The sequence below is a fragment of the Longicatena sp. genome (assembly GCF_982403165.1).
The window spans coordinates 1-15,102 of sequence record NZ_CEVYEL010000056.1 but is presented as its reverse complement, the minus strand read 5'-3'; the positions used below and the strand labels follow the sequence as shown (position 1 = coordinate 15,102).

11 protein-coding genes and 1 tRNA gene are annotated in these 15,102 nt (G+C 38.0%); 8 read left to right on the top strand and 4 right to left on the bottom strand.

Annotated features, from left to right (window positions below; all coding sequences use genetic code 11):
* Positions 1–431: 431 nt before the first annotated feature.
* The 3 genes from AC1VS3_RS10755 to AC1VS3_RS10745 all read left to right on the top strand — a co-directional run bounded on the left by AC1VS3_RS10755 (position 432) and on the right by AC1VS3_RS10745 (position 1,626).
* The gene (locus AC1VS3_RS10755) at positions 432–833 is read left to right on the top strand and encodes an SRPBCC family protein (protein WP_008687494.1); all 402 of its coding nucleotides are present in this window, start codon (positions 432–434) and stop codon (positions 831–833) included.
* A 9-nt stretch (positions 834–842) separates the two neighbouring features.
* On the top strand, positions 843–1,427 hold the full coding sequence (locus AC1VS3_RS10750; RefSeq protein ID WP_008687497.1) for a DUF6434 domain-containing protein: 585 nt from the start codon (positions 843–845) through the stop codon (positions 1,425–1,427).
* Positions 1,428–1,542: 115 nt separating this feature from the next.
* Positions 1,543–1,626 (top strand) — tRNA-Leu (locus AC1VS3_RS10745).
* 106 nt (positions 1,627–1,732) lie between these two features.
* Here AC1VS3_RS10745 and AC1VS3_RS10740 read toward each other — a convergent pair.
* The 3 genes from AC1VS3_RS10740 to AC1VS3_RS10730 are packed head-to-tail and all read right to left on the bottom strand — an operon-like array spanning position 1,733 to position 3,612.
* Complete coding sequence (locus AC1VS3_RS10740) at positions 1,733–2,227, bottom strand: hypothetical protein (protein ID WP_008687499.1); 495 nt, start codon at positions 2,225–2,227, stop codon at positions 1,733–1,735.
* A gap of 5 nt (positions 2,228–2,232) precedes the next feature.
* The gene (locus tag AC1VS3_RS10735) at positions 2,233–2,742 is read right to left on the bottom strand and encodes a GyrI-like domain-containing protein (RefSeq protein ID WP_008687503.1); all 510 of its coding nucleotides are present in this window, start codon (positions 2,740–2,742) and stop codon (positions 2,233–2,235) included.
* Positions 2,743–2,754: 12 nt separating this feature from the next.
* The gene (locus AC1VS3_RS10730) at positions 2,755–3,612 is read right to left on the bottom strand and encodes an AraC family transcriptional regulator (RefSeq protein ID WP_481275646.1); all 858 of its coding nucleotides are present in this window, start codon (positions 3,610–3,612) and stop codon (positions 2,755–2,757) included.
* Positions 3,613–3,957: 345 nt separating this feature from the next.
* Between AC1VS3_RS10730 and AC1VS3_RS10725 the strand changes: the two genes are divergently transcribed.
* Together AC1VS3_RS10725 and AC1VS3_RS10720 are read left to right on the top strand one after the other, a co-directional pair.
* A complete protein-coding gene (locus AC1VS3_RS10725; RefSeq protein ID WP_008687507.1) occupies positions 3,958–4,485 on the top strand; it encodes a metallophosphoesterase family protein in 528 nt (175 codons plus the stop codon).
* Between the two features lie 22 nt (positions 4,486–4,507).
* Positions 4,508–5,824 (top strand): MFS transporter, encoded by a 1,317-nt coding sequence (locus AC1VS3_RS10720; protein ID WP_008687509.1) that lies wholly within the window; start codon positions 4,508–4,510, stop codon positions 5,822–5,824.
* A 168-nt stretch (positions 5,825–5,992) separates the two neighbouring features.
* Here AC1VS3_RS10720 and AC1VS3_RS10715 read toward each other — a convergent pair whose 3' ends face one another.
* A complete protein-coding gene (locus AC1VS3_RS10715; protein ID WP_008687511.1) occupies positions 5,993–7,912 on the bottom strand; it encodes an aconitate hydratase in 1,920 nt (639 codons plus the stop codon).
* A 121-nt stretch (positions 7,913–8,033) separates the two neighbouring features.
* On the opposite strand from AC1VS3_RS10715, the gene AC1VS3_RS10710 reads away from it, so the two are divergent.
* From AC1VS3_RS10710 to AC1VS3_RS10700, 3 genes are all read left to right on the top strand, one after another.
* A complete protein-coding gene (locus AC1VS3_RS10710) occupies positions 8,034–9,368 on the top strand; it encodes a citrate synthase (RefSeq protein ID WP_008687513.1) in 1,335 nt (444 codons plus the stop codon).
* Between the two features lie 3 nt (positions 9,369–9,371).
* Entirely contained in the window at positions 9,372–10,367 is a 996-nt protein-coding gene (locus AC1VS3_RS10705) for an isocitrate/isopropylmalate dehydrogenase family protein (protein WP_008687515.1), read from the top strand.
* A gap of 474 nt (positions 10,368–10,841) precedes the next feature.
* Positions 10,842–15,102 (top strand): GH32 C-terminal domain-containing protein (locus AC1VS3_RS10700; protein WP_227161059.1); only part of this gene is annotated, 4,261 nt, incomplete at its 3' end.

Here is a 15,102-nt window from a genome sequence, read left to right as displayed (position 1 = left end):
GTATAATATATAGGTAAGATGTCTATCGATGGAATGTGAAAACTTATAAAGCATAAGTTAAGACATGAAATAATAACCAATTTTTTATGTGTACGGATAGCTTACAGTGATATCATAATTAAAAAAATAGGGTATCCTATCAAAAAGGTAGTGTGATAAAAGATAAAAACCAACAAGCATATTGTACTTTATATTGTGTTGCTTTGTGATTATGATACAATAAAATAACCTATTCGCTTTTCATATGTGGATGGTTAAACAAACAGGGAACGATGATTGACGTTAGCAAAGGACAATTTCTGGTAATAAAGAAGCTGAAATGGCGATTTTTACTGTTAAAATATGTATATCACATTGTGCAACGTCTGCATATGCAGATATTTATGGTAAGGCGAATCGTCGTTTAAGAAAATAAAGGAGGAATGTTTATTATGACTGTTTCAACAATAAAAAAAGTATTTCCATATCCCATACAACAAGTATGGAATTTGATGACGTCATTGGACACGTATGCTTGGCGCAGTGATATAAGTGAAATAAAAGTTTTGGATGATCAAAAGTTTCAAGAAAGATCTTTGGATGGTATCACAACCACCTTTACCATTACTAAGAAAGAACCTTATCGGGTATATGCGTTTTCTATTGAGAATAAGAATATGAGTGGCTCTTGGGAAGGTTGTCTTTATGATACAGATGCTGGGACACAAGTGATATTTACAGAAGAAGTAAGGGTGAAAAAATTTTATATGAAACCATTTATAAAAGGCTTTCTACAAAAACAACAGGAAACTTATATGCAGGATCTAGCAAATGCCCTAGATAAACAAGGATAAGATAGGCGTATGGAAAAACCTGAGCTCAGCAAATTTATGAATGCCGAAACCTTTTCTTCCTACTATTATTTAAAAGAGGAGTTAGTGGCTTTTTGTAAGGAACTTGGACTTCCTACATCAGGCAATAAACAAGAATTGACGAAACGGATTGCTTATTTCTTAGAGACTGGTTGTTGTTTACAGCCAAGCAAACGGGTAATAAAAAAAGCCATCCACGAAGATCTTTATTTGACGACGCTTATTGAACCTAATATTATTTGCAGTGAGAAACATCGGACTTTTTTTAAACAACATATAGGATCGTCATTTACCTTTTGTGTTACCTTTCAGAAATGGTTGAAACATCATGCGGGAAAGACTTATGCCGATGCTATCGCAGCATATCACCAGCTTTTACAAGATAAGTCAACGCAGGATTCAAAGATTGGCGAGCAATTTGCGTATAATGCGTATATACGTGCTTATTTTGCTGATCATAAAAATGGCCGTTTACAGGATGCCATAGCTTGCTGGAACTATAAAAAGCAATTAAAAGGGAAGCCTGTCTATGAAAGAGAGGATGAAATTGCAGTGGGCATTCATAACAGCCATTAAATAATCAGATAACGTGATAGAAGGATAAAATGAACATGATACGATCCAAGAAAAAACTAGTTTCTAAAAAAGTATTTGCCAAGCAAATAAAAATATGCTATCATATTTAAGCAATGCGGGCGTGGTGAAATTGGCAGACACGCTAGACTTAGGATCTAGTGCTTCGCGCGTGCAGGTTCAAGTCCTGTCGCCCGCACCAATGGAACAGACTACTTCAGACGTAAGGTTTGAAGTTTTTTTATGTCTGTATGTGTCATGATTCATCTTGTCACTATTCTAATAAAGAATTGTGCATTACATACTTATCACTGGGACAACATAAGTTCCTTTCTATATGCCTCTGCTTCATGTAATACAAGCGATTGAATATATGGATGATAATCTGGGTGAAGCAAAAACATAAAAGCACCGTTGCGACATTTCTGATGATACGCATGCTTCATAAAAAAAGAGTATCCCATAGAACATTTCGGATTACATGCATGTGGATCAAGCAAACGTTTACAAACAGGTGCATGTGAAATGGCTTCCTGCATTTCCAAGGGCAAGGTGTCTAAAACTGCTTCATATTCATTTACATGAGCGCCATAAATCCTTATCAACATCCCTTTTTTTCTGAAGATATAATTTGCAATTGTCTTATTATGCAATACATAAGCAGCGACATAGCCACTTCTGGCTTCTTTAATATGTATCCTATACCCCTGATGAAGAAGCTCTTGATGCAAATTTACTATAAATGCATGGTTTTCTTGCGATACAGCTGTCATAAATTCTGAGAAATCAATGTTTTTTTTCATAAGATTTACACTCCTTTCTTTTCTTGTACGGCGATCCATACCTCAACGTTGCCATCGGCATGATAATATTCTATATCTGGAGCTCCTGCTTTCATTCTTCCTGTGATATAGCCTTTATTTAAAGGTTTATATTTTGACTTTGGCAGCCATTTTGTAATTGCCTGTGCTTCTGTTTTTCCTATTGTCTTTTTCGTACAGGGAAAGATTGCCCATGTCCTTGCAGGAATGGTATATGCAAAAAGATCCCCCTGTACAGCATGATCACTTGCAACAGCAATCATATAGGTAAATTTACGAGAATCATAAGGGTCACTTTGATAAATATGAATACCGAAAAGACCTTGTGTACTATCCTTTGCCATCGCAAGTAAATTCTTATCCAGATGATCTTTTTGAATGGCAGACCAGAATGCAGGAATGGCTTTTCTTGCTTCGCCCTTTTGATTTGTTGTTTCCAGGAAATAGCCTACGACACGTATGCTTTGTTTTTCTTCTATGTGAAATGCGGTTTTCATGTTTTTCTCCTTCTAGTGTTTATGAATAATGGGAATCCAGATCTGACTACTATAATTACTGTCATAGGCATTAGCGTTGCTGTACCATTCTAGTTCTGGACAGGCTGCGTGTTGAAATGGATATTTCATGATCCATTCTTCGTGTAAATATTTCCAACCATTTTGCATGGCTTGTGGTACAGGACCTTGACAATCAAAAATAGCCCAGGTGGTTGCGGGTATGGATATTTCGTAATAGCCTTTGGGCAGAGCGTCATCTGAAATAACCATGAGAGAATAGTTTTGCCTATCGGAGTTAAAATTCTCATAAGGATATAAAGCAAATACGCCTTGTGGTGTACCTTGATCCATCGTTATCAATTGAGAAAACGTTCCATCTCGTTGACATTCGCTCCAAAAAGCAGGAATTTTTGTATATTGTTCCCCTTTTCTATAGTGCATCTTCTTACCGAGCAGACGAAACCCCGGTTTTTGTTTTATTGACCAAGTATAGCGTTGCTTCAAAGCTATCTGCATCTTAGGGATAACACGTAATTGGGCATCAATGTTTCTTGCTTGTGTCGGTGTAATTCCATGAAATTGCTGAAAAGCTTTTGTAAAAGAAGTAGGAGAATCGTATCCATAGCGATAACTTATATCGATGACTCTTAAGTTTGTACTTTTCAAATCATAGCCAGCTAAGGTTAATTTTCTTGATCGAACATATTCGGCAAAACTAATACCGTACATATAGGAAAATACTTTTTGAAAAAAACCTATGGAACATCCAGCTAATTGGGCAATTTCCTCTTGCTTGATAGGTTCTTGGTCGCGTTGTAAATGGTTTTCAACATAATCTATAATATCTTGTAATTTTGTATTCCAATCCATGGGTAGACTCCTTTCCTATTCATTATAACGGAAATAAGATTACATCTCCTCTTATTATATGTCCTATCTGGATAGCTTTTTTTGCTTGTCTTATTTTATCATAGGAAGTAGATAATCATAAACTTTCCTATCAATATAAGGTGAGGAAATAATTGGAATATCTAGGTGAAAATCGCAGATATGGACCGTGCAATCAATATACAGGATGCGTCTTTATCGGATACGGATTTTCTTACCTATCACCGTTTTGTTTTTTGTAAATTCTTTGTAAATCGAACAATTTAGGATAGGAACTTTCTCTAAAACAGTTTATAATAAAAGAAGAGTTCGGTAGGAGGAAACGTTATGAAATACCTGCTGATAAGTGATACGCATGGACAATTAGAAAAGACTCGTAATCTGATATTGCAATATCCTCTTATGGATGGCTATTTTCATATGGGAGATGTGGGCTTTGCCTTGTCGTATCTAGAGCAGTTTCATATTGTCAGAGGCAATCATGACCGTCATACCAGTCTGCCCATGGAATTGCGTTTTACATTAGGAGAACGGAAAGTGCTATGTATGCATGGAAATCGTTTTGATGAAGAAACCGTACAAGAGCTTTTACATATGCAACATCTCAGCGGTGAAGAAATGATGGAAGAATGCATGCGGCGCCTATATGAAAAATTGTCTGATTATACAAAACGGCAGGGCTGTGATACGCTGTTTTTCGGTCATACGCATGAGCAGTGTTGTGTGGAATATGAAGGTGTTACCCTGATCAATCCAGGCTCGCTTAGTTTTGGGATGAATGGTGCCGGTTATGCTATCGTTGAAATTGAGGGGAAACATATCCATGCGGAAATGAAAACATTACCCAACCTATAAAAGATAAGAGAGGAAAGAAAGTATGTTCACAAAAATTTTAACAAAATTAGGCTTTACGAAAGAGGAAACCAGCTGGATATTATACGATGTCGGTAATTCAGCACAAGTATTAACGACCTGTACGGTGATTTTCCCTTTATTGATAGCGAAGATTACACCGGGTGACAGCAGTGTCTATGTTGGATGGGCAAATGCTATTTATGCGATTATTCTGGCATTGATATCGCCGGTCTTAGGTACGATGGCAGATTATAAAGATAAAAAGATGCGAATGTTTAAATTCTTCTTATATATGGGAATCTTTGGCGGTTTTGCCTTAGCCTTGCCGTTCATTGATTACAAGATGGCTTTGCTTGTTTTTGTTATCGCCATGCTGGGGTATAATGGTTCCATTATCTTCTATGATGCTTTCATCGTGGATGTTTGTGATGATGAACGTGTGGATAAAGTCAGTGCAGCCGGCTATGCCTGGGGGTATATCGGCTCGGTGTTACCGTTTTTGATTTTTGTCATTCCTTTTGCGGCAGTTACATTGTTTGGTGATAAAGTAACGGGTGACTTGGTGATTGGTTCCTTTACTTTAACCTATCGCATGGCATGTGGAATAACGATGGGATTGGCAGTTTTATGGTGGTGGATCTATTCACGTCCAATGTTAAAAAATGTCAAACAAAAGAACTATCATGAACCGGTTCCTCATGTAATAAAAGAATCGTTCGCTCATTTGTGGCATACCTTTCGGGATGTTAAGAAAAATAAAAATATCTTCCTTTTCTGTATCTCTTATTTCTTTTATATCGACTGTGTGAATACAGTCATTAAAATGGCAGTATCCTTAGCAACCGAAATGGGAATTACGGATACGATGAGTTTAGTAGTTGTTATCTTTATCAATATCATCGCTTGTCCTTTCTCCATCTTATTTGGTAAATTGGTAGGAAATTTTGGCTCCAAGAAAATGATCTATGCCGGCATCATTGGATATATCGGGGTGGTTGGCTGTGGTGCCATGATACAAAGCAATCCATCCTTTATCTGGTTAGTGGCTTTATTGGTGGGTATGTTTCAGGGAGGTATTCAATCCGTATCACGTTCCTATTTTGCGAAACTGATTCCTGATAAGGCAGATAGCAATGAGTTCTTTGGTTTCTTCTCTGTGTTCTCGAAATTCTCGGCTATTTTAGGACCTATCGCGGTATCCATCATCATCATGATAACAGGAGAAACCCGTTATGGAATTCTGGGATTGATTCCTATGATGGTGTTAGGAATGATTTTCTTGATGTTTGTGAAGGATCCTGAAAGTGAACAAAAGTTTAGGAAAAAGAAAAAAGTTTAAAATAGAGAAATTTCATCTTTAGCTAAATAAGGTTACATAAATAATAAGTCTTTTGCTGATAGACACAAAAAAAGCAATTCCTTTAACAAAACAGGAATTGCTTTTTTCAATGTACTTGTTGCTTCATTTTTAATAAGAAGCTGTATTCTTTTGATTGTAGCGTTATCCTTACTGATGTTGACGAATCAGATTTAAGGTACCACCGGCCTTGATGGTTTCAATATCTAATGCCGTAAGATGATGTGCTACCTCAAAACAGTATCCTTTGGTAATGTTTTGTACCTGTAAAGGCACATCTACTTGAAGATCTGATAGATGTTCAATCTTTAATTCATCCATTTCATCAATGGTATCATAATCTTTTTCATTCACAAAGGTCAAAGGAAGAATGCCAAAGTTAATCAGATTGGCACGATGGATACGGGCAAAACTTTTGGCAATGACGGCTTTGATACCTAGATACATAGGTGCTAATGCGGCATGTTCACGAGAAGAACCTTGTCCATAATTCGCGCCTGCTACAATATAGCCACCACCATGTTGTAAACAATCATCATGGAAGCTTGCTTTAACATTCATAAAGATAAATTCACTGATCTTTTCAATATTGGAACGATATGGCAATACCTTTGCGCCGGCTGGGGCAATATGATCTGTTGTGATATTATCTTCTACCTTGATCATGACCTTCTTATCAATAACATCATCTAACGGTGTGTTGATAGGCAATGGTTTGATATTTGGACCGCGGATAACTTCTGTTTCTGCTGCAGTCTGTGCATCTGGTACAATGACCATGGAATCATCAATGGCAAAGGTTTCAGGATCGTTTGGTATCGTGTAATCAATCGTTCTTGGATCTACGATATAACCGGCTAAAGCACTTGCAGCTGCGGTTTCAGGGGAAACTAAGCATACTTTAGCACTAAGTGTTCCACTTCTTCCATAGAAGTTACGGTTAAAGGTACGTAGTGATAAAGCATTGGTAATAGGAGATTGTCCCATGCCGATACAAGGGCCACAAGTACTTTCTAAAATTCTAGCACCGGCAGAGATCATGGCTGATAAACCACCATTTTGGGCAATCATGTTTAATACCTGTCGAGAACCCGGTGAAATGACCAGACTGACATTTTCATCAATGGTCTTACCTTGTAGAATGTTAGCAACGCTCATCATATCGCGATAAGAGGAATTGGTACAGCTGCCGATGGCAACTTGATCGACCTTTAAGCCTAGTACTTCAGAAATAGGCAGGACATTGTCCGGAGAATGGGGCATGGCAATCATTGGTTCTAAGGTTGTTAGATCAATTTCAATGACTTTATCATATACCGCATCTTCATCTGCAACGATTTCTACCCAATCTTCTTCACGTTGCTGCTTTTTTAAAAAGTCTTTTGTTACTTCATCACTTGGGAAAACGGAGGTTGTTGCGCCTAATTCTGCTCCCATATTCGTAATTGTAGCACGTTGGGGAATGCTTAAAGAGGCAACGCCATCTCCACTGTATTCAATGACACTGCCTACCCCGCCTTTTACACTTAACAGCTGTAAGACCTTTAAGATGATATCTTTACTGGAAACACCTTTTGTCAAGGCACCATGTAATTTCACATTGATAATATGTGGCATGTTTAAATGGAAAGCTCTACCCGCCATGGCACAGGCTACATCCAAACCACCGGCACCGATAGCTAAAGCTCCCATACCTCCGGCAGTTGGAGTATGAGAATCACTTCCTAATAATGTTTTGCCGGGAATGGCAAAGCGTTCCAAATGAACTTGATGACAGATCCCATTTCCTGGACGTGAAAAGCGGATACCGTGTTTCATAGTGACCGTTTGTAAATACTTATGGTCATCGGCATTTTCAAAACCGCTTTGTAAGGTATTATGGTCGACATAGCTGATGGACAATTCGGTTTTTACCTGCTCGACGCCCATCGCTTCTAATTGCAGATACGCCATAGTGCCAGTAGCGTCCTGTGTTAATGTCTGATCAATATGAATGGCGATTGGCTCGCCGCGTTTCATCTCACCCTCGATGAGATGTGCGCTGATGATTTTCTCAGTTATCGTTGGCATAAATTCTCTTCCTTTCTCATATACAGGTAACATTATATCATAAATCATGAAAATATTTCATTGATTTTATGAAAAATATGATGTAATATTGAAAGTAACTTGAAAGTGAGAGGTGAGCCTTATGATTGATGCATTGCACACATTTTATCAAAAATCGAAACAGTATTCGGATATTCCTAATGAATTGTTTCATAAATATAATGTCAAAAAAGGATTGCGTAATGATGATGGTACGGGGGTTCGCGTCGGTCTGACACGCATTGCAGATGTCGTCGGTTATAAATATGTAGATGAAGTAAAAACAGATGATGAAGGGAAGTTATATTATCGTGGTATCGAGCTTCGCGATATTATAGCGAATATTAGCAAAAATCAGGTATGTGGGTATGAAGAAACCTGTTTTTTATTACTGTTTGGCTATTTGCCTAATCGTGAGGAATTACAAGATTTTTGTAAGATTTTAAAGGATCACTATGAATTGCCGGATGATTTTTTGGAAACCAAATTTCTGCATATGCCGGGTAAAAATATTATGAATCGTTTACAACAAGCGGTGTTGGCACTTTATGATTATGATGATGCTGCCGATGATATCAGCGTGGAGAATACGCTAGAGCAAGGCTTGAATATCTTGGCCAAATTACCAAGCATCATCTGCTATGCCTATCAGAGCAAGATGCATCGCTATAATAAGAAATCATTGGTCATCCATCCGGTTCAGCAAAAGCTGTCCATCGCGGAAAATATTTTATATATGTTAAGGAAAGATCATCGCTTTAGTGAATTAGAGGCGAGAATTTTGGATATGATGCTAATCGTACATGCAGATCATGGCGGTGGGAATAACTCTACTTTTACAAATGTAGTCATTTCTTCTACCGGAACTGATATTTATTCTTCGATCGTTGGTGCTATTGGCAGCATGAAAGGACCTCGTCATGGAGGCGCCAATTTAAAGGTCAGTTCCATGATGAAAGAAGTTATTCGTGAAATTGGCTATACGGATAATGATGTGGAAATCAAGGCATTGTTGTATCGCATATTAAATAAGGAGTTTTATGATTGCAGCGGTCTGATCTATGGAATGGGTCATGCCATTTACACATTGAGTGATCCGCGCAGTGAGGTGTTGCAGGGTTATATTGAAAAGCTGGCTGAAAGCAAGCATAAGTCGAATGAATATGAATTCTATCAGCGTTTTGAGCGGTGTGCCAAAGAGGTAATATGGGATGTCAAAGGCATTCATGTCTCTAGTAATGTCGATTTCTATAGTGGTTTTGTATATGAGATGATGGGCATACCTGAAGATTTGTATACACCATTGTTTGTGACAGCAAGAACTGTCGGCTGGCTGGCACATAACATTGAAAATAAAGCATATGATGGCAGGATTATGCGTCCGGCTACGAAATATGTAGGAGCCGTAAAAGAGTATGTAAAAATGGAGGAGCGTTAGTATATGAAAACAATTACCGTATTTAAGGGAGATGGCATTGGGCCTGAAATTGTAGATGCCGTTTTAAAAATTTTAGAGGCTGCCAAAGCCCCCTTATCTTATGAGTGTTTTGAAGTAGGGGCAGCAGAATATGAGCGTCATGGGAAACTGATTCCGGATGCTGCCTTTGCGTCCTTTGAAAAAAATAAAGTACTTTTAAAAGCACCAATTACGACACCGATCGGTAAGGGATTTCGTTCCTTAAATGTCACGCTGCGTAATAAGTATGACCTTTACGCAAACATTCGCCCTGCGAAATCAAACAGCGCCGTAAAGACCAGATTTGAGAATGTGGATATCGTGACATTTCGTGAAAATACAGAGGATCTGTATGTCGGAGTGGAAGAACAGATTGATGAAAATACTGTACATGCGACAAAAATCATTACGCGCAAGGCAAGTGAACGTATTATTCATGATGCTTTTGCTTATGCGAAAGAGCATGGAAGAAAAAAGGTCACTTGTGTGCATAAGGCGAATATTTTGAAGATGAGTGATGGTTTGTTTTTAAATATTTTTCAAACGATTGCCAAAGAATATCCTGATATTGAGGCAGATGATAAGATTGTTGATAATGTATGCATGCAGCTAGTCATGCATCCAGAAACCTTTGACGTCATGGTCATGCCTAATCTGTATGGTGATATCGTATCAGATCTTACCAGTGGTCTAATTGGTGGTTTGGGACTTTTGCCAAGCTGCAATTTGGGTAGTGAATATGCAATGTTTGAGGCAGTGCATGGCTCTGCACCGGATATTGCCGGAAAGCATATTGCCAATCCAACCGCTTTGTTGTGGAGCGCCTGTATGATGCTAGAGAATCTAGGTATGGAAGATATTGCCACTAAGATTCGCAATGCTGTTGATGCGGTGTTAGAGGAAGCTAAGGTGCTCACTCCTGATCTTCATGGCAATGCAACTACGCAAGCTTATCGAGATGCTATCATTGCACATTTATAGACAAGAGCGTTTTCATGATATAAATAATGCCAAATATGGCAGATAGAAATAAAAATGATGCTAGGATGACGTAGTGTAAAATATACGTTATAGGGGCATCATTTTTTTTGCTGGCTCGCATGCGCGTAGCGTAACTAGAATTACGCATATAATGAGCTATGATATAGGTGAGAGTAAGTGAATATTTTGCATTCTCACATCGGGCTATGAGAATAAACATAGTATGAAAATAATCAGAAAAGTAAGAATTTCGGCAACGGTTTTATATGGTATTAATTTGTTAGAAATAAACGATCTTCCTTGTTCTTTTTAGAACATTAGTGTTGAGTTTATAATCATACAGAAAATAATTAAACGCTTACATTTGTCAATGAAAGAGGTTACATAACTCACTTGTGAATACAAGATCTTTTTTCTATAATGAGGATAGCACCTGTACTCACAGGGTAAAAAAGAAAAGGGAAAGGAGAAACAATGACAAAAAAAGTATTAAAAGCTGCAACAGTGCTCATGACCTGTTCGATGGTGGTAAGCAGCATCGCTCCAACTTCTATCGTAGCGGCCACAAATCCAAAGATGGTTTCCCAAATGCAAAAAAGCATAGAGGAAATGACACTATCTGATTTTATTGGGGGAGATAAGGATGTGCAAGAAAATCGCATTCTCTTAAAAAATACGGGTGGCGATAACTTTGCGGTAAGTAATGAAATCAATGAGCTGGTCAATGATTTTCATTACAGCGCTGATGTTGAACTCACGGCTGGTGGTGAAAATTCAGCGGCTCTGGTATTTGGCATAGGGGATAAAGATAAACCTTCGACTACATGGAAAGGAGCCAATGTTGTTAGGGAACAAGATGGCAACATCATGCGTGTCTTCAAGGTCCCGGCGGGAGAAGATTATGCCGAGCAAATCCAATTAACAGATTATGATATCACGAAGAAAATTCACTTAGATCTGGATGTAAAAGCAGATGGTACCTTTATTTATAAGGTGCAAAGTGAAGGTGGCAGTTTATATCAGATGGAAGGTAAAATCGATGCATGGGTAGGAGGCTATATCGGTATTTTGACCTTTAAAACAGAAGCTGCCTATTCTAACATAAAATTTACGGACAGAACGATTCGTACCGTAGATAATTTCAAAACAAATATTGAAAATTTGAGAGGACTTCAAGGTATTTGGACAAAAGGCGAGGATGGTCTTACATCCTCTGGAACCGGTGATAACTTCGCCATATCCGATACTAAAAGTCAAGATTTTACTTATCAGGTGCATACGGTCAATAAACATGGTAAAGGCGCAGGAGCTTTATTGTTCCGTGTCGAAAACCCTAACGATCCTAAAGCTGGTTGTTATGCATTTAACGCCGATTACACAAATAACATCTTCAAATTATTTGAATTTCCAACAGGTGGCAGTTTAGCTGAAATTCCGCTAAGTGAAGTGGCACCGAATGAAGATGGTTCCTATGATTTGAAAGTTACTGTAGTTGGCTCTGATATTTATGCTTATGTCAATGGAAAAGGGGTTGCACATGTTCAGGATGATCGTCATCGTGATGGATATTTAGGCCTGCTTACTTGGGATGGCAGTGTCGTATATCAAAATTTATATTATCAAAATGAAACAGAACGTCCAAACATTTCAGAACCGGAATTAACAACACTTGCATTAAGTGATGGTGTAAGTATTACACCAGCTATTGATCCACGTACTACCATTTATGGTATGGATATAGCTGCCGGTATTGATGAAGTGACATTGAAGCCTAGTGGCAATGGAAAGGTCTATATTACGATAAAAGATCGCAATTTACGCGTGACACGTCCACGTGAAGAAGTGAAAGATGCTTATACATTGCGTGCTGATGATTTTGAAACTAACTTTGCCAATGTCATGATCAGTGTTGAACGTGATGGTTTTACAAAAACCTATCAATTTGCTGTGAATAAATGGTTTAGCAATGAGGAATTGGCAGCTCAAGAAAATCGTGCGCAGTTCCATGTAACACCACAAATCAATTTCATGAATGATCCAAATGGTATGGTATATGATTCTACCGATGGCTATTGGCATTTGTTTTATCAGTATTCACCAAATAATAACTTTTATAAACAATCATGGGCACATGTTCGTTCAAAGGATCTCGTGAATTGGGAACAACAGCCTCTAGGTATCCAGATTGATGATCTTGGATTAATCTTCTCTGGATCTGCGGTAGAAGATAAGGATAACACTTCTGGTTTCTTTACGGATAATCAAGAAGGGGATTCTAAATTAGTAGCTATTTTTACTTATCATAATGAAAAGAATGGTAAACAATCACAAGCCATTGCATATTCAAAAGATCATGGAACAACTTGGATCAAATATGAAGGAAATCCAGTCTTGCCAAATGAAGGAAATACACTTAGTGGAAATGATTTCCGTGATCCTAAAGTATTTAAGATCGATGGGGATACAAAATGGTATATGATTACTGCGGGTGGCGCTGCCCAGCTGTTTGCAAGTGAAGACTTGAAAACATGGACACGCACACAAAATCTTACGTATAAAAATGGTGATCAGATTTATTCAGAATGTCCGGGGCTTATTCCTGCAAAAGTGAATGGAACCGGTGAGCAGAAGTGGATTTATAACGGTAGTGCCGGTTTCTATGTCATCGGTCACATGGAAAGAGATGGCGATGTTTTCAAATGGGTAGCTGATACCGATCGTATCAATGTGGATTCTAATGAAGATCCATGGCGTGGTTTTGGAAAATATGCAACCATGACATTCTTTGAAGATGGTACCGGAAAGAATCGTCAAATCGGAATCAGCTGGCTGCAAGACTTTACAGAGTTTGATGGCAAGATATATAAAGGGTCACAATCTCTGCCACAGGAATATGGTTTGATAACCGATCGTGATGGTAAATATGTAGTAACTAGTAATGTGGTTGAAGAAGTCAATAAACTGCGGGACCAAGAACATATCCTATATCAGACAGCAAATAAGAAAGTTTCCGCAAACGATGATAATATATTACGTGGTGTATCAGGTATTTACTATGATGTAGAGGGTACGTTTACACTAGGCAGTAGTAAAGAATTTGGCTTTAAACTGCGTCAAGGCGGTGGAAAAGAACTTATCTATAAATACGATGTGGTAAATAAAAAGATGGTACTGGATGCTAGAAATGCTGGTCATTATATGAACAGTGGTAATTTCTCTTATCAGTTGACACCATTAGAAGGAAATAAAATCAAACTGCGTATTTTAGTTGATCAAGGTGCTGTAGAAGCATTTGGTAATGATGGTGAAGCAAATATTTCAACAACACTTTATCAAGATAATCATAATATTGCCATGTCCTTTTTCACAAACGATGGGGATGTAACGATTGATGATCTAAAGATTTATGATATGAAGTCTATGTATAGCAAAAAATCGGGAAGTGAGACGGCGAAAACACAGCTATACGTATCCGCTAAAGAGCGTGTTCATGTAGATACAGAATTCACGGTTGATGCAAATGTGTATCCAAATCTAAGTGAAATGAACGATATCAAGTGGACACTTCCTGAAGGCTTACAAATCGTTAAAGAAGAGAAAGGCAGTATTACAGTAAAAGCTTTAAAGGCCGGTGTCTATCGGATTCAGGCAACGGTAGGGGAGTTAAGTGATGAAGTTAGTGTACAAGCTATTGTACCATCACTAGATTCTAATATCACAAATTGGAATACCAATGAGGTTTGGGAAATCACTGAGGAAGGTATGGAAGGGAAAAATACCGGTGGAGATAGCTTCCAATTAAGTGATACGAAGATTTCTAAGGATCAGCCATTTGTATTAGAAGCTGATATGAGCATCAAGGAAGGTATTGCGGCCGGTTTAGTATTTGGTGTAAAAGATAAAAATGCTCCTACATCATTATGGTTCTGTGTAAATGTGGAACGTAATGAAAATGGCGCAATCGCAAAAATCTTTAAAAATATGAATGGCCAAGACTGGCATATTGATAAACTATTACCACCAGCAATTGTGGATGCGGATACATATCATTTGAAGGTTGCTTATGATGGTAAGGGAACCTTGACCTATTATGTGAATGATCTACAGATTGCACAGAAAAGTGATGCAGATATTGTAGATGGCTATATTGGTGTACAAACCTTTAGATCTACAACCGTCTTTAATCATATAAAGGTGGCATTCCCACAAGCAGTTGTAAACGATGTTACATTGCCTGAAGAGGTACTAGTAGCCTTTAAAGAAAATAATGTGACAGCGAAACTGCCAAAAGATGTCATGGTAACATTGGATAATGGAAATGTGTTAAAAGAAACGATTTCTTGGGATCTTAGCAACATCGATACTGCTGTATCTGGTGATTACAAGGTCAAAGGCACAGTTTTAGGAAAAGAAGTAGAATTACGTGTCTTTGTACAGGCTGATAAAACAGCTTTGAAGAAGATCATCGAGCAGGCAGATACGTATGAAGCAGATGCTTATACAGAAGAAAGTTATCTGAATCTTATGACAGTTGTAACAAAAGCAAGGGAAGTTCTGAAAGATGATAAGGCAACACAGGATGCTGTAAATGCACAGGTAACAGCAATCGAAAAAGCTATTGCAGCTTTGGAAAAGGAAGAAAAACCAATTGTTGTAGATAAAGCAGAACTGAAAAAAGCGTTAGATAAAGCTAAAGCTGTACAGGCAGATGGCTACACAAGTGCAAGCTATGCGA